Below are 19,897 nucleotides of genomic sequence, written 5' to 3' on the forward strand. Positions count from 1 at the left end.
AGAAGAACAATGTCAAATATTTTTGATTTGAAAGATAAAGTTGTATTGGTAACCGGTGCGAGCCGCGGTATTGGTAAATCAGTAGCGCAAACGCTTGTAGCACAAGGTGCGACAGTACTTGGAACGGCAACAAGTGACTCTGGTGCTGAAAAGATCAGTGAATACCTAGGTGAAAACGGTAAAGGCTATAAATTAAATGTCACTGACGTTGAATCTATTGATGCGGTTTTAAAGCAAATTAAGGCTGATTTCGGTGACATCGATGTGCTAGTTAACAACGCGGGTATTACGCGTGATAACTTACTTATGCGCATGAAGGAAGATGAGTGGACTGATATTATTGACACTAACCTAAGTGCAATTTATCGTTTATCTAAAGCTGTCTTGCGTCCAATGATGAAGAAAAAGTCAGGTCGTATCATTAATATCGGCTCAGTTGTTGGCACTATGGGTAACGCTGGTCAAGCTAACTATGCTGCAGCTAAAGCGGGTGTGATTGGTTTTTCTAAGTCACTGGCACGTGAGGTTGCATCACGTGGTATCACTGTAAATGTGATTGCTCCTGGTTTTATCAAAACTGATATGACAGATGAGTTAACTGAAGATCAAAAGGCGGCAACGCTTGCAAATGTACCTGCAGGTCGTCTGGGTCAGCCTGAAGAGATTGCAGCAGCAGTTGCATACCTAGCTTCAGATGCTGCAGCTTATATTTCTGGTGAAACACTGCACGTAAACGGTGCGATGTATATGGTATAAAGATTACAAAATAATTTAAATTTTTGTGATCTTGCCGCAAACAAGCTTGAATTTGCCCTGAAAATAGGCGATAAAGAGTAAAAAAAATGAGTAACAGGTTTGACCAGACAAAAAAGTCTTAGTCAATCCTTGAATCAATACATGATGCGCCGTAAACTACGCCGCAATCTGAAATTAACGCAAAAGCGTTTTAATAAAGGAAAGAAGAATGAGCGACATCCAAGAACGCGTAAAAAAAATCATCGTTGAGCAACTAGGTGTTAAAGAGGAAGAAGTAAAATCTGAAGCTTCTTTCGTAGATGACCTAGGTGCAGACTCTCTTGACACTGTTGAGCTAGTAATGGCTCTAGAAGAAGAGTTCGACACTGAGATCCCTGATGAAGAAGCTGAGAAAATCACTACTGTTCAGGCAGCGATCGACTACGTTACTGCTCACGCTGAGTAATTAACGGATCTGAAGGGCAGCACTCGCTGCCCTCATTCATTCTACCCCCGCAAAATTTCAAATCCCTTTTTGGAGGAAACCGTGGCTAAACGTCGAGTCGTAGTAACTGGCTTAGGTATGTTGACGCCGCTAGGTAATGATGTTCAGTCAACCTGGCAAGGCCTATTAGAAGGTCGTAGTGGCATTTCAAACATCACGCATTTTGATACATCAAGTTTTGGAACTAAGTTTGCTGGCTTAGTCAATGATTTTGATGCGACAGAATACATGTCCAAAAAAGACACAAAAAAAATGGACTTGTTTATTCAATATGGCATTGCAGCTGGTGTCCAAGCATTAAAGGATTCAGGTTTAGAAATCACTGAGCAGAATGCCGCCCGTGTTGGTGTTGCAGTCGGTTCAGGGATTGGTGGATTAACTCTGATTGAAGAGAATCACCATAAGTTGATCGCCAGTGGTCCACGCAAGTTATCACCTTTCTACGTACCATCTACCATAATTAACATGATCTCAGGACATTTGTCTATCATGCATGGTTTAAGAGGTCCGAATATTTCAATTGTAACGGCGTGTACAACAGGTCTTCACAACATTGGTCATGCAGCGCGTATGATTGCCTATGGCGACGCAGATGCGATGGTAGCCGGTGGTGCTGAAAAGGCATCTACACCAATCGGTATGGGTGGCTTTAGCGCGGCGCGTGCATTGTCTACTCGTAATGATGACCCTCAAGCTGCATCTCGTCCTTGGGATAAAGACAGAGATGGTTTTGTATTGGCTGATGGTGCTGGTGTGATCGTGCTTGAAGAGTATGAGCACGCTAAGGCTCGCGGTGCGAAAATCTATGCAGAGCTAGTTGGCTTTGGTATGAGTGGTGACGCTTACCACATGACGTCGCCGCCAGAAGATGGTTCAGGTGCAGCTCTTGCGATGGAAAATGCACTGAATGACGCTGGTGTGAATGCAGACCAGATTGGCTATATCAATGCACACGGTACGTCAACACCAGCTGGCGACATTGCAGAAACATCTGCAGTTAAGTCTATTTTTGGTAATGCAGCAAAAGACGTAATGGTAAGCTCATCTAAATCAATGATGGGTCACTTACTTGGCGCTGCTGGGTCTGTAGAGTCAATCATCAGTATCTTGTCATTGGTTGATCAAAAGGTATCACCGACGATTAACCTAGATAACCCAGATGAAGGCTGTGATTTGGATTATGTACCTCATACAGCACGTGATGCAAAGTTAGAATATACGCTTTGTAATTCATTTGGTTTTGGTGGCACTAACGGCTCACTATTATTTAAAAAGATTTAAGTCTATTTAAAATTTGAAAAAGCCTGGCAATGCCAGGCTTTTTTGTTGGAGAAATATATGGAAATCAGTCATCGAGATCGGGGTTTAAACTATGGTGATGGTTTTTTTACCACCATTAAAGTCGAAAATGAGGCACTTCAATTATGGCCTTATCACCTCCAGAGGTTAAAGCAATGTCAGCAGGTGCTGTGTTTCCCTGAGCTTGATGAGCAAGCCTTGTTAGATGCCTGTCAAAATGCGATTAAAGGTTGTCGTCTAGGGGTACTTAAGCTTCTGATCACACGCGGTGAAGGTGGCAGAGGCTATGCCTTGCCTGAACACGTTGACCTGACGGTGGTTGTCTCTAAAAGTGAGTTTCCCAGCCACTATGATCATTGGCAGGCGCAAGGTGTTTCATTGTCAGTCAGTAATGTAAGGTTAGGTCATCAACCTTTGCTGGCTGGTTTAAAGACGCTCAATCGCATAGAGCAGGTCTTGATCAAAGAAGATGCCTTGGGGCTACCTGGTGACGACGTGGTAGTATTGGATTTACAAGATAATGTGATTGAATGCTCTGCAAGCAATATTATTATGGTCAAAAACGGGCAGCTCATTACACCTAACTTAGCATTGTGCGGCATTAGAGGGGTCTATCTTAGTCTGTTGTCAGATCATCATGACATTGCCATTAGAACGCTTTCAATGAAAGATTTAATGAATGCAGATGCGGTTTTCATGTGCAATAGTTTGATGGGATTAGTACCAGTAAAATCGATAGACAAAAAAACCTTTAACCTGCAAACTGCACTTGAATTAAAAACGAGAATAGAAATTTCTTTATGATCCGACTGTTGTTGTGGGCCGCTACGTTGATTTTTGTCATTGCCGTTTATAGTGGCTACCGTTTTCTTGAGCCGATCCGCAGTGAAATGCTGAATATGTCTGATGATTATGTAGAGATCTCACAGGGCGAAACATTTACAAGCTTATGTACAAAATGGCAGTCTCAGCAAGCACTCAAGAGCTGTTTACCTTATAAACTTTATAGCAAGTTATATCCAAACAAGTTTACCTTGAAGGCGGGTGTATATAATTTGCAGGGGTTATCGGTATTATCTGCAATTGAAAGGCTACACAACGGTGATAAAGCAGATTTCACGTTTACGATTATTGAAGGTGATACCTACAACACAGTGCTGAAAAATCTTAAAAACAGTGCTTTTTTAGTATTTGATATTGTAGATGGGGATGGATCAAACTTTAAACAGTATGATAACCATCACCCAGAAGGGTGGTTGTACCCAGATACATATCATTATGAAGGCGGCACTCGGGCGTCAGCATTAATTGAACGCTCACATCAAAAAATGAAGCGAGTGCTTGCAGATACGTGGGCCAAGCGCAGTGATAATTTACCTCTGAAAAACAAGTATGAAGCGCTCATATTAGCGTCAATAATTGAAAAAGAGTCGGGTGAAGAGGCTGAGCGAGATATTATTTCTTCTGTGTTTCACAACCGCTTAAATAAAGGAATGCGATTGCAAACTGATCCAACAGTTATTTACGGATTAGGAGAGCGTTTTAAAGGAGATATTACTCGCTCACATCTTAGAGAGTATACGCCGTATAATACTTATCGAATTGAGCGGTTTCCTCCTACACCCATCGCTATGCCATCACATGATGCACTGTTAGCTGCTGTGCAACCCGCGAAAACGGATTATTTTTACTTTGTATCTAAAGGCAATGGCGCACATCACTTCTCTAAATCTTTGAAGGAACATAACCGAGCAGTTCGAAAGTATATACTTAATCAATAGCGTTCATTGATATATGTACATATAAAAGATGTTAATTAAGATAGGCTGCACGATAGTGCAGCCGACTATATTTGAAGGGTTACTGCTTACTAAACTCAACCGTTAATGTTTGGTTCGCTGTTAAATTGCTAAATGTATACTGGTCAACTGCGCCTAAATTGACGCCGTTGAGTGTCACACTTTTAACTTGTGCACCTGGTGCTGCATTAAAGAAGAAGGTTTGTGCTTTATCTGGCGCAATTAAAGTATCTCCATAAATGTCGCCTACCGGTGTTACAGATCCTAAGTGGCTTACTTTAGTTGCTTGATCTCTAGTAATTAGCTTCCATGGATCGTAATCTGGGCTCTGTGAGCCAGGCATAGAATCCGCATACCATTTCGCCTCGTAATATTTACCCTCGTGGTATACCTGATCGCCTCTTTGATAGATATTGCCTTGGATATAAGTCGGGCTCGCACCAATGCTTCTGACTGTAACAACTTTACCGTCAGTTAATGGCGTTGGGTTACGCATCCACTCTATGATGTCTTTAAACGGTACAATACGGACAACTGGTTGGCCATTTACTTTAATACTCAGCGCATATTGGATAAATTCTTCGATCGCTTGCTGACGTTCTAAATAGGTTGTCGCACGGCCACCTTGGTCGTAAGCTGGTGCATAAATATGGGCATGCGCGCCGTATAGTAATGGTGAGCGGTTTCCTTCAAGCCTTAGATGTAAATTATGTTTAAGCATCTCAAGTACGGCATTTTTGCTCATATTTGTGCTCACCCACATATTGGTGTCGAAGCCGACCATTTTGCCGCCTTCAGGCTTTTCAAATACGTTAGATGGAAGCTGCCAAAGTCCTGGGTAGCTACCCACATCAGGCTTTCCAACACGCTTGGTTGGTGTGCCATTGTTTAATGTGTATGGCCACGCGTTATTGGTGCCATTGAATTGGCTATCCCAGCCTTCTTCAATGCTGGTATCGTACACAAAGTTACCTTTCACTAAAGCAGAGAACAAGGCGTTATTATGGTTTAAGTAAGGTGTTCTAAAGCCAATAATTTCATTGGCTGGTACGCCAGGGCCAGCAGCATTGTTTGCGCCATTGGTTACTTCACTTGGATCGTAAGGTTTACTCAGCCAAGTTTGTGTAATACTGAGTTCTTCGGTCCATTCTTGCTCACTGAAATTGCCTGTGTCAGGGCCGCCGTCTCGGTGGCTAAAAGTATGGTTACCTACTTCATGGCCATCTACATAAGCATCGCGCCACGCATGTTTGATACCCACTTCATCTCCTGCTTCTTTCACAATGTATGATGGAGTATGGAAAAACGTAAATCTGACTGGTGCACCGTCAAATGTAGCAGGGTTGTTTGCGCCGATGTCATTTTGAAGGTGGCGGGTATAATTACTTATCCAATCCATACCTTCTTTAGAGCCATTGTCATCAAAACCAATCGAAACAAATAACGGCACTTGTACAGGTCTTAAATTAGCAGGTGGCATCTGACTCCACGGTTGATTATCTGAATAATCATACTGATTTGACTGAGACTGTAATGAAACGTTTTCAAGCTCATGTGAGTTCGTTTTTGCAAGAGTACAAAAGCTCATTAAAACACTGAGTGACAGCGCTGACATTTTAAACTTCATGGTAGGTCCTTACTTAAAGTTTTGCATATTGGGATGTCTTCATTGTACATAAAAAAGAGCCAAAAATAGGGGCTACAAGTAAGCCAGTTGATATGGATTTGACCTGCCTCAATTAAGTAATCCAATTGGATAAAAGTATAAAAAACATTGATTTAAAATATGATATGAGTTTAATTTTTGTGCTGGATAAGCTTTTCATTACAAAGTGATTATTCATTATTTTTAAATATTCAAAAGCACTGAAATGTACTGAAAAATGAGGTGTGAACACAGTGTTGTATTTGGGTGTGTTTAGGGTAAGCTTAGGGTTAAATTAGCTGTGTGCATTTGTGAACAGACTGACTATGAAAACGTACTACTATTTACAGAACACACGCTTTTTTTGACGAAACAATTACAGCTATAAGTGACATACAAATTGAACTTATGTAGATTACATGAGGATTTAAAATACTGTGATGATCCGTTGCTGAGTATTTTAAAAATAAAATGACAACACACCTTGGGGAATAAAAATGAGAAAGGTCAGTATGCTAGCAGCAGGTGTGCTTTTAGCAATTTCGGGATGTGCAAAAGAAACAACATCTTATCAAAACAATAATGCAGTGAGCACCCAAGAAGTTGTAAGCAGGGCCGGTGTTGATGTAGTCGTTGATCAATATACTAAAGCATTTATAAATCATCAGCCAGCGATGGCGACCTCCTTAAAGTTAGACAGTGACCAGTATGGTGCGTATGAAAATCGACTCCCGGATTATTCTGTAGCAGGCATGCAAGCCATGCAGATTGACATGACCCATGCGGCACAGCAGCTCAAGCAACTTCAATCAGCATCGCTGAGTAACAAAGATCGCTTACATGTGCAGGTTAATGAGGTCATAGCCCGTTACTATGCCGGAGACAGTGTTTTTGCAGCAGGGTACATTGACACTTGGGGTGGGCATTTGCCTTACATTGTGAACCAGATTTCAGGTCCTTTGATGGATATACCAGGCGTATTACAAAACCAGCATGAAGTGAATAATGCATCTGATGCTGAAGCGTATGTAGCGCGCTTGTCTGCCTTTGCTACTATGGTAAACCAAGTCAATGAAAAAGTGTTGAGCGATGCAAAGCGCGGTGTGATCCTACCTAAGCCATTGTTTCCAAATACACTATCTTACTTAACTAAATATACTCAACCAAAAGCTGCTGAACATGTATTGGTCACCTCATTTGCCCAAAAACTTGCCAATGCACCAACTGTCTCAGATACGCAAACGCAAGCCTTGCTTTTATCTGCCACACAAGTACTTGAGCAGCGAGTTTATCCTGCTTTTGAACGCGTCACGGCGACGATGAAATCGCTTGAAAAACAAGCTCCAGAACAAGTTGGTATTTGGTCACAACCTAATGGTGAGGCGTTTTATCAGCATGCAATCACTTATTTGGCCGATTCAGATATGACTGCTCAGCAGATCCATGATATTGGCCTTGCAGAAGTGGATCGTATTACACACAGAATGGACGCGATCCTCAAGGCCAACGGCTATACCAAAGGTTCTGTTAGCGAGCGAATGAAGCAACTTAATGAAGAGCCTAGATTTTTGTTTGAAGACAGTGATGAGGGTAGGCAAGCCCTGCTTGACTTCTTGGAAGGCGAAATTGAGACCATTAATAAAAAAGCCCCTCAGTATTTTTCGACTCTACCGCCACAAAAAGTGGAAGTAAAGCGTATCCCTGTTGAAGTTGAGGCCGGGGCGCCGGGCGGATATTATTATGGCCCGTCGTTAGATGGCAGTCGTCCGGGGGTCTTTGCCATTAACCTTAAAGATATGAAGGCTGTACCTAGTTTTGGTTTAAAGACGTTAACATATCATGAGGCAGTGCCGGGTCATCATTTCCAAATTGCTTTAAACATGCTGCAAACAGACATCGGTTTGATGAGACAAAATGCGTCATTTAATGGCTATATTGAAGGATGGGCGTTGTATTCTGAATTACTGGCTTATGAAATGGGCATGTATGAAGGAGACCCGTTTGGTGATTTAGGAAGATTGCAAGCGGAAGCATACCGTGCAGCAAGGCTTGTAGTCGATACAGGTCTTCATTATAAAAAGTGGTCACGTCAGCAAGCAATTGAATACTTTGCAGAGGCAACAGGAACCGCAATGAGTGATGTGGTACCTGCTATCGATCGCTATATTGCATGGCCGGGCCAAGCATTAGGCTACAAACTTGGGATGTTAAAGTTTGAGGCGTTGAGAAAAGATGCACAACAGGCGCTTGGTAGTAAATTTGATATGACTGCTTTTCACGATGAAATTTTACTCAAAGGCGCGCGCCCGTTGGCCTTGGTAGAGCAAGATATCGCCAAGTGGGTAGAAAAAAGAAAAGCGATGTAAAACGCATTATTGAGAAAAGGGCCTTGGGCCCTTTTTTTGTGGGTACATATTGGTACATCTAAAAATGAGGTGATACGTAATTAAAGTCATGAGATCCATACACTAAGAAAGAAAACAGCATGGAGACTCAAATGATGACAAAACTCATAACAACGCATATTTACGCCTTGATTGCCACATTCATACTCACTGCATGTGGGGGCAGCCACAATTTAAATACTGACCTCCCAGAATTAAAAAGCACACTAAACTCGCCAGAAAATGCTATATCTGGCGTAAAGACAATAAACTACCAAGCACTCATAGACGGCTTGGTATCAGATGATGTGCACGGGATTATTTTACATGTCTCAACTCCAGAGAGTGTTTTTACCGGTAGTAGCGGCATCGCTGACTTGGCAACACAAGCACCACTTGAAGGGGGGGCTATTTACCATTTGGCGAGCACGGGTAAAGTATTTACCGCATTGCTGGCTGTTAAGCTAGATCAGCAAGGTTTACTTGATTTAGATGCCACCATCGACACTTGGTTGCCAGAGAGGCTCACCCAACAGATCTTATTCTCAGAGCAAATTACTTTAAGGCAGCTACTGAATCATAGTAGTGGCATATATAACTACTCGGATCGCGACAGTGCGGATGCATATGTCGAGTTTGTGCTGTCAAACTATAAAAATGGCATTTCAAATGAGGATTTACTTGAGTTTGCACTGGGAAAACCTGCCTATTTTAAGCCGGGGGAAGGGGTTGAATACTCAAATAGTAACTATGTGCTTGCTGGCATGATTTTAGACAAGGTATTGGGACAACCGAACGCATATGCAATGCGCGATAAAATCATCGATAGGTTAGGACTCACCAAAACTTTTTCAGTGGGGGTTGAACCCGATTTAGCGGGCGTAACGCCAGGCTATGAACTACAAGATGGTGTACACGTGAATACTTGGCCTATTCTGCGTCAGGTAACCGCAGCATCAACACCAGTGGCCTCCACCGTGGCTGATTTATCAAAGTTAATGACTCATATTTTCCATGATGATGCGTGGTTGTCAAAAAATGAGCGCGATGAATTGATTGGTCAGCGGAGTCTGGTTAGGGAGTCTGAGGAATTGGAGTATGCATTAGGTTTGTTTAAACAGCAGATACATGGTTACACAGTGTTTCACCATAGTGGCGCAAATCATGGCTATATCTCTAACAACTTATATATTCTTGAGCTCAAGACCAGTATTGTATATTTTCTAAATTGCGGTTTAAGTGCGCCATGCCAAGATGCTTTTTATGACATAGAGGCAGTGATTTTGGATAATATAGCTAGCCTGTCCTAGCAGGTAGATGCGCGGCTAAATCGCCGCGCAAAAGAGGTTAATCCTCGATACCTCTGAACTTTAAGAACTCAGTATAAGTGCCTTTAAAGTCTGTGACCTTGTTGTCTTTGATTTCAAGGATACGTGTTGCCAAAGAGTCAACGAATACACGGTCATGAGAAACGAAGAACAAAGTACCTTTGTACTGCTCAAGTGCGGTATTCAATGATTCAATCGACTCCATATCCATGTGGTTAGTCGGCTCATCCATTAATAAAATATTTGGTTTATGCATCATAAGCTTACCAAGTAGCATTCGGCCTTGCTCACCACCTGACAGGACTTTAACCGATTTCTTGATGCTATCTTGAGAGAACAGCATACGACCTAAGAAGCTGCGTAAGACTTGCTCATCATCACCTTCTTGTCGCCATTGGCCCATCCATTCCATCAGATCCATGTCTTTTTCAAAATCTTCAGCATGATCTTGGGCGTAGTAACCAATATTGCTATTTTCAGACCACTTAAATGCTCCATCGCGAGGCTGTAATTGACCTGCCAATGTATTTAGCAAAGTTGTTTTACCCACGCCGTTTTCACCAATGATGGCGATTCTTTCACCCACTTCAAAAATGCCACTAAAGCCACTGAATAAATCATCTTCAAAGCCTTGAGATAAGTTTTCAATCTCAAGTGCATTTCTAAATAGTTCTTTAGATTGTTCAAAGCGAATAAACGGATTTTGACGGCTCGATGCCTTTACTTGCTCTAGCTGAATTTTATCAATTTGCTTGGCTCGAGATGTTGCTTGTTTTGCTTTTGAGGCATTTGCAGAGAATCGTGCAACGAAGGTTTGTAATTCAGCAATTTGTGCTTTCTTCTTTGCGTTATCTGCTAGTAAACGCTCTCTTGCTTGCGAGGCCGCAGTCATATACTCGTCATAGTTGCCAGGGTAAAGACGCAGCTCGCCGTAGTCTAAATCAGCCATATGTGTACACACACTGTTTAAGAAGTGTCTGTCGTGCGAGATGATGATCATGGTGCAGTTACGCTCGTTTAAGGTATGCTCAAGCCAGCGGATCGTGTCGATATCCAAGTTGTTGGTTGGTTCGTCCAGCAACATAATATGCGGGTCAGCAAATAGAACTTGTGCAAGTAGCACACGAAGCTTCCAACCAGGGGCGACTTCGCTCATCAAACCAAAGTGCTGTTCAGTTGGGATACCTACAGCTAGGAGAAGTTCGCCGGCTTTAGACTCTGCCATATAGCCGTCCATTTCCGCGAATTTAACTTCAAGATCGGCTACAATCATGCCTTCTTCTTCACTCATTTCAGGGAGAGAGTAAATTCTGTCGCGCTCTTTTTTTACTTCCCAAAGCTCTTTATAACCCATGATAACAGTGTCGATCACTGTGTATTCTTCATAGGCAAATTGATCCTGATTAAGTTTGGCTACTCGCTCTTGTGGATCGTAACTTACATTACCGCCAGTTGGTTCTAACTCACCGCTAAGAATTTTCATGAAGGTTGATTTACCACAGCCATTTGCACCGATCAGGCCGTAGCGATTACCTTCGCCAAATTTGACGGAGATATTTTCAAAAAGCGGCTTAGAGCCAAATTGTTGTGTGATATTCGCTGTAGAAATCAAAATCTCATACCTTAAAAAGTTTAAATCGGCGCCACGTTACCCGCTGAAGGCTACAACTGCAAGTGCTGAACCATATAAATGTGTGATTTCGGCAATTCGATGCGGTGAAAACTGTGGCATTGTTCAGATTCGTTCAATTTTAGTGTCAAACTCGCCAATATGCAGATTGTTGACTATAAGTTTAATTACGTAGACATAAAATGATCATTACAATATGCAATTAACCGTTTCGGCTCGTGTAATGAGTGGGTTTACGGCAGTTGTAGTTTTAGCTTGCATTATTTACATAGTAGCGCTGACAGGGAACATAACTATCGGTGGATCTGTTCAGAAGGTTTCCAAACAAAGCGTACCTACGCTGATCTCTGGCAATAATATGTTGCAGTCTGTTTTGTTATCCAGATTGTCTCTTACACAACTCGATCAAGCAACGTCGCTTGGTGCAGTAAATGCGATTCGTACTGAGTATGATACGCAAAGAAAAATAAATGAAAGTGCGCTGAGTCAGTTATCTGAACTGACCAAATCAGAACTTACATTAAGCACACCATTTGATAATTCAAGAAAGCTAAACGCACTCTTTTTTCAACGGGCAGATCAAGCATTTGGTAATGCAATCAGTGGAATTAAGTTAAAAGAGAAAACATCAGAATTGGCCAGCGAGTTTGCAGATATGGGTGATGAAACACTTAGCCTAGCTTACGATCTGGATGGTATATCTGATGACCAAAGCATATCAGATATGGTAAATGCGCTTATAGAAAATGTTGAGTCGCTTGTTGATGAAGTAAATGCGGGGTTGGCCTCGAGTATCACGTTTGAAATCATGAATGTGACCAGTGTCGCCAAAGAGTCGATAGCGGAAATGGAAGGTCAGTTAGTAGCATTGAAGCAATCACCTGATGTGGCCAATAGCCAGTCGCTGGCTGATATGGAGAGCAACTTTACACAGTTTAAAGAAGCGGTTGTGGGCTCAGATAACGCGCTCAAATCAAGGATAGAGACATTAAATGAGAAAAAACGTCTAAAAACGCTAATCGAAGAAGCCTCTATTACGGCGAACAAACTGCAAACACAGCTCAAGGAGCTCAATATGCGTATTGTTGGGTCAACGGAAGAGGCGCAACAAGCGGCTGAAGATGCGATTGCAGAAAGCCAACAAGTCACCACGGCACTGACGGTGGTCACGATAGTATTGTCTGTGATGATTGCATATTTTGTGATTAACAGTGTGCGCAAGCCTTTACATTCAATTATTGATTCAATTAACCAAGCTGCACAAGGCGATTTAACGGTGCAACTGACTGGCTTTAAACAAGACGAGTTTGGCCAACTTGCTACAAATATACAAAAGTTGATCACCACGCTTGCGTCAACCCTCAGAGATGTCACCAGCAACACCCAGTTGCTTGCATCGACTGCCGAGCAGACCAACATCATAGCGGAGCAAAGTTGTAGTAGTGCAACGCAACAGAGTGAGCAAATGAGCGCAATGAGCAGCTCTATCTCTGAGACGAAGGAGACAGTGAGCTCCGTTACCGACAGCATACATCGCACTTTGGAGCAAGTGCAGCAAGCGAGCTCTGAGGCAGCATCAGGGGAAAGCCTGCTCGTAACGAATGTGCAAAATATTAAAGGGCTAGAGTCATCCATTGAGACTTCAGCTAATGCTATTAATCAACTCAGTAATGAGCTTGAAAATATTAATACGGTCCTTGCAGTGATCCGAAGCATTGCAGAGCAAACTAACTTATTAGCATTAAATGCGGCCATAGAAGCAGCTAGGGCCGGAGAGCAGGGGCGTGGTTTTGCTGTTGTAGCAGATGAAGTAAGAACACTGGCGAGCCGTTCACAGGATGCTACCGAAGAAATTGAGAAAGCCATTGCGGGTTTGCAAGATGGTGCCAAGGGGGCTGTGGATACCATGTCTAACTCACAGCGTGAAACGCATACATGTGTGAGCGGTATTGAGGCTGTTCAAGGCACGCTAGGTTCGATAGTAACCAGTGTTGAAACTATCAAAGATATGAGCCAGCAGATAGCCGCGGCTTCTGAGCAACAGAGTCTAGCTGCGGTAAGTCAATTTGAAAATGTGCAGCATATGCATGACATCACCAATCTCAGTTCAAATCACGCACAAGAAAACAAACAGGCAAGTCAGCAACTGGCAGAAATGGCCGAAACACTTAGGCTGATGATGAGCCAATTTAAAACTTAGGAGATGAAAATGAAATTACTTTTAGCAATTGGGACGGTATCACTGGTTTTAAGTGCCATGCCAGTAGAGGTAAAGGCCGGAACATGTGAAATTAAGTACCTCAGAACCGCATGTCCAGGTAAAGAAAAAATCAGTTATAAAAAATGTAAGGGCAAGCAGCGCTGCTCTAAATTTAAAGAAGCCGCCACAGCAGCAGAGTGTGGAGAAATGGCTTTAAAATCGTGCCGCAATAAGCGCTTAACTATTACTGAGTCTAAAGTGATAGCCGCATTATTTGACGGGCAGCAAATTAAAGCGAGTAATGGCAGTGAAGACTTTTGTACGGTATATGAAAAAGCGTCTGAAGAATTCAACAAGTGCGGTGGGTAATATACTTTATCGCTTGAACCTTTTCTTTTAGGCATATAGCTAAGCTACATGCCTGAACTTTTTCTTTATGAAATAGGTGTTGTTTTCACTGTTGATAGCTGGTGGAATTTCTCCACTAACGTGCTTTTTAATCCTGCGTATGGGGTCAGCTCTTCTCTGACCAAGGTATTGCTAATTAAGCGTTGCTTCGGATTGTCTCAAAGTAAAAAATTAGCCATAATCACCTCAGTTTGATTTTTTATTTAAGAGCAACCAATTAGTTGATTTAGCGGCTAGAATAGGTGTTACAGCCAAACATGTTGTTAGAAGTTAGCTCATAAATAGTGTTAGATAAGGCCAGAAAATGTGTGAGCTATTAGGCATGTCAGCGAACGTGCCGACAGATATTTGTTTTAGTTTTTCCGGGCTATTGGAGCGCGGAGGGAATACAGGCCCTCATAAAGATGGGTGGGGGATCACCTTCTATGAAGGCAAAGGGTGTAGAACGTTTAAAGATCCTGAGCCGAGTTGCCAGTCCGAAATTGCCAAGCTCGTTAAAGCGTATCCGATTAAGAGTGTCTCGGTCATAAGTCATATCAGGCAGGGAAACCGAGGCCGGACGTGCTTGGAAAATACACACCCTTTTACCCGAGAGTTGTGGGGCAGAGAGATCTCTTATGCGCACAATGGTCAGTTGTCGAATTATAAAGACTTGAAGCCTGAATATTATAAACCGGTAGGCAATACAGACAGTGAACTGGCGTTTTGTTGGATCTTAGATAAGATCCGAGAAAAGTACCCAAAAAAGCCATCCAATATGGCAACGGTATTTCGTTATGCGGCGAAATTAGCCGATCAACTTAGAGAAAAAGGCGTATTTAACATGCTGTTGACTGATGGCGTGTTTGTACTGGCATATTGCAGTAATAATTTGCATTGGATAACGCGCAGAGCACCGTTTGGCAAAGCGACCTTGATTGATGCTGATATGGTGGTGGACTTTCAAAAAGAAACGACACCTAATGACATCGTTTCTGTGATAGCGACTCGTCCATTGACCAATGATGAGCAATGGACCAAGATGGAGCCGGGTGAATCGGTGCTATTCAAGCTCGGAGAAAAGATGTAAAACAGGTGCTTATGCACCTGTTTTATTTATTTTTTGACTGTTTGGGCAGTCATTTGAATTTGAAACTGCTCTACACCATCTTTTCCTTTAAGCATTTGCACCAGCATGTAATCATATTCTGGTGCAAACCAAGCAAGTGCATGGCGTTTATTATTATCGTATAGGCGTTTGACTTTGACCGTTTTGACATTACCAATTGGTAAGGTGATGGTTTCTTCTCCAACGACCTTAAAATTGTACATGCGTACATTTCCGTTTTTGTCGATGATTGGATAACTAAATTGTGTTTTTCCCTGCTTGAGTTCATTTCGAAGTTGGTTTTGGTAAGAAAGTACATCTTGTCGGGATTCATCCCAATCAACTTTTAACGGATATTCTTGTGCTTTGGAGAATAACTGTTTGTTTTCTCTATCGAACTTAATCTTAAAGCTCTTATCTGGTCTTGTGCCTTCTCGGCTTAAGCTATAGTGCAGTGGTTTTGTTTGCCCATCTTCAAATTTAAACAGGCTTTGTTCAGTACGTTTTTCTGTGAAGATCATCCACTTCACATCAGTTTCATAGCTCAGTGCGTAAGTATTCTCTGCAACTTGTAGAAACTCTCTGGTTGCGGTGCCATGAATTTTCCCTTTTCTAAGTACATTGTACTCGGCTGTGTATTCGGTGAGCGTAGAAGCATGAAGGGAAGAAGAGAAAACAGCGCTTAAGCCAAAGAGCAAAGCGCTGTGGATTTTAATTTTAGCTGTAATCGACGCCTTGCGTTGGAAGGGGTTGTTTATCAAAAACTGCATAGTCTGCTTCCATTGTTAGTCTGTGTTCACTGAACCACTTGACCACCAAAGGATAAATGACATGTTCTTGTTCATGCACCCGCTTCGCTAGTGTCTCTGCTGTGTCCTCTGGCAAAATAGCAACTTTTGCTTGGACAATCACAGGACCACCGTCTAGTTCTTCTGTTACGAAGTGAACACTAGCGCCATGGTACGCATCATTTGCGTCAATTGCTCTTTGGTGGGTGTTCAGCCCTTGATACTTAGGCAACAAAGATGGGTGAATGTTCAACATTTTCCCTTTAAATTTTTGCACTAAGTCAGGAGTTAGAATACGCATAAATCCAGCCAATACAACTAAATCTGGATTACAAGAGTCAATTAATTTTGCTAGTTGCTCGTCATAAGCCTCTCGACTATCAAAGTCTTTGTGACTTAAAACATTTGTATTGATCCCTGCTTGCTCAGCTCGAACAAGACCAAAAGCGTCCGCTTTATTGCTGATGACATTGACGATTTCGCCATTGATATCACCAGATTGGCAATGGTCAATAATTGCTTGTAAATTAGAGCCACTGCCAGAGATCAAAACAACGATCCGAGAGGGTGCCATTACTGGGCACCGCCTAAGATTTCAACCTGCTCTTCACCTTCAACAGCATCCTGGATTTCACCAATGTGCCAAGCGTTTTCGCCTTGAGCCGTTAAAATTTCTAAGCTTTGTGCTAGCTTATCAGCAGGAACAACTAGGATCATGCCTACACCACAGTTGAATGTGCGGTACATTTCATGTGTGCTGATGTTACCGTTTTCTTGAAGCCAATTGAAAATAGCAGGCCATTCCCAGCTATCACCTTTTACAACCGCTTTTGCAGATTCAGGTAGTACGCGAGGGATATTTTCCCAGAAGCCACCGCCAGTAATATGTGATAATGCGTGCACGTCAACGTCTTTTAGCAATTCAAGAATTGGCTTAACGTAAATGCGAGTAGGCTCAAGTAAATGTTCGCCTAGGGGTTTACCCGCATATTCTTCGTTTGTATCAGCGCCAGACACTTCTAACACTTTACGAATTAAAGAGTAGCCGTTTGAATGAGGTCCGCTTGAAGCAAGAGCGATAAGTTGGTCGCCTGCTTTTACTTTGGTACCATCAATAATCTTTGACTTTTCAACAACACCTGTACAAAAACCAGCCATGTCGTAATCATCGCCTTCGTACATGCCTGGCATTTCAGCCGTCTCGCCGCCGATTAGGGCACAGCCAGACAGCTCACAACCTTTACCAATACCGCTTACTACATCAGCTGCTGTATCAACATCTAGCTTGCCAGTTGCGTAATAGTCTAGGAAGAAAAGTGGCTCTGCGCCTTGCACGATTAAGTCGTTTACACACATTGCAACAAGGTCGATACCTACCGTGTCGTGTTTTTTAAGGTCAATGGCTAAACGAAGCTTTGTGCCCACACCGTCAGTACCAGCAACCAAGACAGGCTCTTTATAACCAGTTGGAAGTTCACATAGTGCACCAAAACCACCGATGCCGCCCATTACTTCTGGACGACGTGTTTTTTTCACTACGCCTTTAATGCGCTCTACTAATGCGTTACCCGCATCAATATCAACGCCTGCGTCTTTGTAGCTCAGAGACTGTTTTTGTTCGCTCACAGGTTTTCCTCAAAATAACAGTATAGATTTGCTTAGAAACGCGCGTATTTTACAACAATTGCGCGCAAGCGGCTAGTTGAAATAAGTCGCCAAAACCAAGGTCATGAGATTACTCATCTTTGGTCGCTTAAAAAATATGGGTTAACTTTAATTTTCAATATGTTAAGCCGTTACGATGTTGCGTTAGATCAAAGCCCCATTTATGCATGCGCATAGTATTTTAGATACGGCATGACGCAATATGAAATGAATTGGCCTGCAAGCGGATAACAAATGCTGCGGGGGCCCAAGTTAGTCAAGGGAATAGCATACGTCTTTTGATAGATAGCACTAAGTGGGGGCTAAACATGTGTATGAAAAGTTGCAGCTTGATAAAAGAGTTACCCGAGTTTAAAGCTAAAATTATTGAACGAAAGGTAACAGATGCTGAGTTTGCAAGACTCTTAGCTGATTATTATGCACTTGAGCAGCAAATTGAGATCTGTGAAAAAAGCCATATAGTTCAAGATGAAGTAGCATTAAAAGAGTTAAGAGTTCGATGCTTAACACTCAAAGACAGGCTGTATATACGCCTCAAACATAGTGAGTGAATTCTCTGTTAAATCAGTGCAGTTTGCCACGCAGAGTATGAATATTGAACTATAATAACGACAGGTTTTGTTGATAGGCTACTTTTTTGGAAACCTTGAGTCTTTGCTTAATATTGATGGGACTGATTTTTTTGTTGTTATCAGTCAGACCCGCGGTAGAGATATGTGGTATCGCACAATCTAAAGGGTGGTGGTTACTTCTGTCTTTGATTTGCATATTCACTTTTGGCTATGCAAGTTTTGCGGCATACGTTTATTTGAATGTCGATCGCTCACAAGTAGTTTTGGCGCTATCTATGATACTCGCATTAGGCGGTTTGTTTGTCATCGTTGTTGTTCACTTAGGTAAAAGCAGTTTAGTACGCCTACAGGCCTCTTTAGATTTAGAAAAATACAATGCGCAGCATGACCACCTTACTAAGCTTCAAAATCGCCCTCAATGTTTTGCGTGTATAGAGCAAAGAAAGCAGCAAAAAATCGACTTCGCAGTGGTGATATTCGACCTATACAACTTAAAGCAGATCAATGATGCGATGGGGCATTTTTTTGGCGATCAACTACTCGTCGGCTTTTCAGAGGCGATTTCAAATAGTCTTTTACCCGGTAGTGAGCTTTTTAGAATTGGGGGAGATGAGTTTGCAGTTGTGAGTGAGGCAAGAAATGAGGCGGCGCTATTTGCTCAAAACAATGCGATTTTAAGTGCATTGCACAATGGATTAGTGGTTGAACAAACGGCAGTAGATGTTATTTACAGTTCAGGTGCAATATTAAGCATACCACGCGAAGATATTTCAGCCCCAGAGTTACTCAAGCGTGCAGATATTGCCATGTACGCGGCCAAAAGAAGTAAGCAAAGTTTAGTGTTATTTGATAAAGCTTTACATCAAGGGGTTGTCTCTGAGTTTCATATGCTAAACGACTTTAAGGGGGCATTAGCTCGTGGTGACTTAATGGTGTTTTATCAACCCATTGTGGATACCCAAACGTCTAAAGTACATGGCGTAGAAGCCTTAGTGAGGTGGCCATCAGAGGACGGCAATTTCATCATGCCCGAGCGATTCATACCGATCGCTGAAAAGAATAATATGATCAAGTATTTGAGTGCTTATGTGATCAATACTGTATTCAGTGATTTGGGTATGTTATTGAAGCTCAATCAACAACTCACAGTGCATATCAACCTTTCTTGCCAAGATTTATTGGGGAAAAACTTAATTAATGTTTTAAATAGCCAGATAAGCAGTAAAAATGTTGACCCCAGTCGCATTATTTTTGAGCTTACAGAAAGCATGGTAATGACAGATGTAGAGCAGACAAAAGCCTTGATAGAGCAGCTCATTGAAATGGGGTTTGCAGTGAGCATTGACGATTTTGGTACTGGTTTTTCTTCATTTTCTATTCTTAAAGAGCTGCCTATTTCACAAATCAAAATTGATAAATCCTTTGTCACACAGTGCTTATCTCAAGATAAAGACAGAGCTATCATTGAGACCACATTATTTCTTGCCAAGCGGCTAGGTTGCTCTGTGGTTGCTGAAGGCGTCGAGAATGATGAGACAACACATTACTTAGCAAAGCAAGGATGTAAATATATACAAGGCTACAACATCAGCGAGCCGCTATCATTGGGCGAAATAAAGCGATGGATATCAAGTAATGGCCTAGTACACACTGCGTTAAGGAAGTATTAAGGTTTCAATCTATATAGTCACGCGCCTTTTACTTTGCGAGGGGCAAAAAGCAAAGATAATTGTCAGAGGCGCGTCCATTCAGACCCCCAATGAGTCAAATCAATCAAAAATACATAAACGGTAAGGTTCCAGAAAGCGACGTATGCGAATCTGAATACGATTTAAGAGTCGTCCGGTCCATT

The 19,897-nt window shown here is 42.2% G+C and carries 17 protein-coding genes; 12 read left to right on the forward strand and 5 right to left on the reverse strand.

Going from position 1 to position 19,897, the window contains the following annotated elements:
• Nucleotides 1-9: 9 nt before the first annotated feature.
• The 5 genes from fabG (at nt 10) to mltG (ending at nt 4,320) form a co-directional block, all read left to right on the forward strand.
• Complete coding sequence (gene fabG / locus AC2CZC_RS12760) at nt 10-756, forward strand: 3-oxoacyl-ACP reductase FabG (RefSeq protein ID WP_484582046.1); 747 nt, start codon at nt 10-12, stop codon at nt 754-756.
• Between the two features lie 208 nt (nt 757-964).
• Nucleotides 965-1,201: an acyl carrier protein gene (acpP, locus tag AC2CZC_RS12765; protein WP_010374019.1), complete on the forward strand. Its 237-nt coding sequence runs from the start codon at nt 965-967 to the stop codon at nt 1,199-1,201.
• 81 nt (nt 1,202-1,282) lie between these two features.
• Nucleotides 1,283-2,521, forward strand: a complete 1,239-nt coding sequence (fabF, locus tag AC2CZC_RS12770; protein ID WP_063362220.1) for a beta-ketoacyl-ACP synthase II — start codon at nt 1,283-1,285, stop codon at nt 2,519-2,521.
• A gap of 57 nt (nt 2,522-2,578) precedes the next feature.
• The gene (gene pabC / locus AC2CZC_RS12775) at nt 2,579-3,343 is read left to right on the forward strand and encodes an aminodeoxychorismate lyase (RefSeq protein ID WP_484582047.1); all 765 of its coding nucleotides are present in this window, start codon (nt 2,579-2,581) and stop codon (nt 3,341-3,343) included.
• On the forward strand, nt 3,340-4,320 hold the full coding sequence (gene mltG, locus AC2CZC_RS12780; RefSeq protein WP_484582048.1) for an endolytic transglycosylase MltG: 981 nt from the start codon (nt 3,340-3,342) through the stop codon (nt 4,318-4,320). The genes pabC and mltG overlap by 4 nt, the downstream gene beginning before the upstream one ends.
• A gap of 79 nt (nt 4,321-4,399) precedes the next feature.
• Here mltG and AC2CZC_RS12785 read toward each other — a convergent pair whose 3' ends face one another.
• Complete coding sequence (locus AC2CZC_RS12785) at nt 4,400-5,965, reverse strand: polysaccharide deacetylase family protein (protein ID WP_484582049.1); 1,566 nt, start codon at nt 5,963-5,965, stop codon at nt 4,400-4,402.
• A 515-nt stretch (nt 5,966-6,480) separates the two neighbouring features.
• Here AC2CZC_RS12785 and AC2CZC_RS12790 point away from each other — a divergent pair.
• Nucleotides 6,481-8,349 carry a DUF885 domain-containing protein gene (locus AC2CZC_RS12790; RefSeq protein ID WP_484582050.1) on the forward strand — a complete coding sequence of 623 codons (1,869 nt, stop codon included), beginning with the start codon at nt 6,481-6,483 and terminating at the stop codon, nt 8,347-8,349.
• A gap of 131 nt (nt 8,350-8,480) precedes the next feature.
• Nucleotides 8,481-9,677 (forward strand): serine hydrolase domain-containing protein, encoded by a 1,197-nt coding sequence (locus AC2CZC_RS12795; protein ID WP_484582051.1) that lies wholly within the window; start codon nt 8,481-8,483, stop codon nt 9,675-9,677.
• A gap of 37 nt (nt 9,678-9,714) precedes the next feature.
• Here the strand turns inward: AC2CZC_RS12795 and AC2CZC_RS12800 are convergent, their stop codons facing one another.
• A complete protein-coding gene (locus AC2CZC_RS12800) occupies nt 9,715-11,307 on the reverse strand; it encodes an ABC-F family ATPase (RefSeq protein WP_484582052.1) in 1,593 nt (530 codons plus the stop codon).
• 214 nt (nt 11,308-11,521) lie between these two features.
• On the opposite strand from AC2CZC_RS12800, the gene AC2CZC_RS12805 reads away from it, so the two are divergent.
• From AC2CZC_RS12805 to AC2CZC_RS12815, 3 genes are all read left to right on the forward strand, one after another.
• The gene (locus tag AC2CZC_RS12805; protein ID WP_484582053.1) at nt 11,522-13,525 is read left to right on the forward strand and encodes a methyl-accepting chemotaxis protein; all 2,004 of its coding nucleotides are present in this window, start codon (nt 11,522-11,524) and stop codon (nt 13,523-13,525) included.
• A gap of 9 nt (nt 13,526-13,534) precedes the next feature.
• Nucleotides 13,535-13,894: a hypothetical protein gene (locus tag AC2CZC_RS12810; protein WP_484582054.1), complete on the forward strand. Its 360-nt coding sequence runs from the start codon at nt 13,535-13,537 to the stop codon at nt 13,892-13,894.
• 343 nt (nt 13,895-14,237) lie between these two features.
• A complete protein-coding gene (locus AC2CZC_RS12815; RefSeq protein WP_063367726.1) occupies nt 14,238-15,002 on the forward strand; it encodes a class II glutamine amidotransferase in 765 nt (254 codons plus the stop codon).
• A 26-nt stretch (nt 15,003-15,028) separates the two neighbouring features.
• Here AC2CZC_RS12815 and AC2CZC_RS12820 read toward each other — a convergent pair whose 3' ends face one another.
• From AC2CZC_RS12820 to purM, 3 genes are read right to left on the reverse strand one after another with little or no spacing between them, the layout of a single operon-like run.
• Entirely contained in the window at nt 15,029-15,790 is a 762-nt protein-coding gene (locus AC2CZC_RS12820) for a DUF3108 domain-containing protein (protein WP_484582055.1), read from the reverse strand.
• Nucleotides 15,738-16,382, reverse strand: a complete 645-nt coding sequence (gene purN, locus AC2CZC_RS12825) for a phosphoribosylglycinamide formyltransferase (protein ID WP_237139239.1) — start codon at nt 16,380-16,382, stop codon at nt 15,738-15,740. The genes AC2CZC_RS12820 and purN overlap by 53 nt, the downstream gene beginning before the upstream one ends.
• Nucleotides 16,382-17,434, reverse strand: a complete 1,053-nt coding sequence (purM, locus tag AC2CZC_RS12830) for a phosphoribosylformylglycinamidine cyclo-ligase (RefSeq protein ID WP_063362209.1) — start codon at nt 17,432-17,434, stop codon at nt 16,382-16,384. The genes purN and purM overlap by 1 nt, the downstream gene beginning before the upstream one ends.
• Before the next feature lie 353 nt (nt 17,435-17,787).
• Here purM and AC2CZC_RS12835 point away from each other — a divergent pair, with 353 nt between their 5' ends.
• On the forward strand, nt 17,788-18,024 hold the full coding sequence (locus AC2CZC_RS12835) for an HP1242/YdcH family protein (protein WP_484582056.1): 237 nt from the start codon (nt 17,788-17,790) through the stop codon (nt 18,022-18,024).
• Nucleotides 18,025-18,155: 131 nt separating this feature from the next.
• Nucleotides 18,156-19,715 (forward strand): putative bifunctional diguanylate cyclase/phosphodiesterase, encoded by a 1,560-nt coding sequence (locus tag AC2CZC_RS12840; protein WP_484582057.1) that lies wholly within the window; start codon nt 18,156-18,158, stop codon nt 19,713-19,715.
• Nucleotides 19,716-19,897: the final 182 nt, after the last annotated feature.

This window comes from Pseudoalteromonas sp. MMG033 (assembly GCF_057197785.1).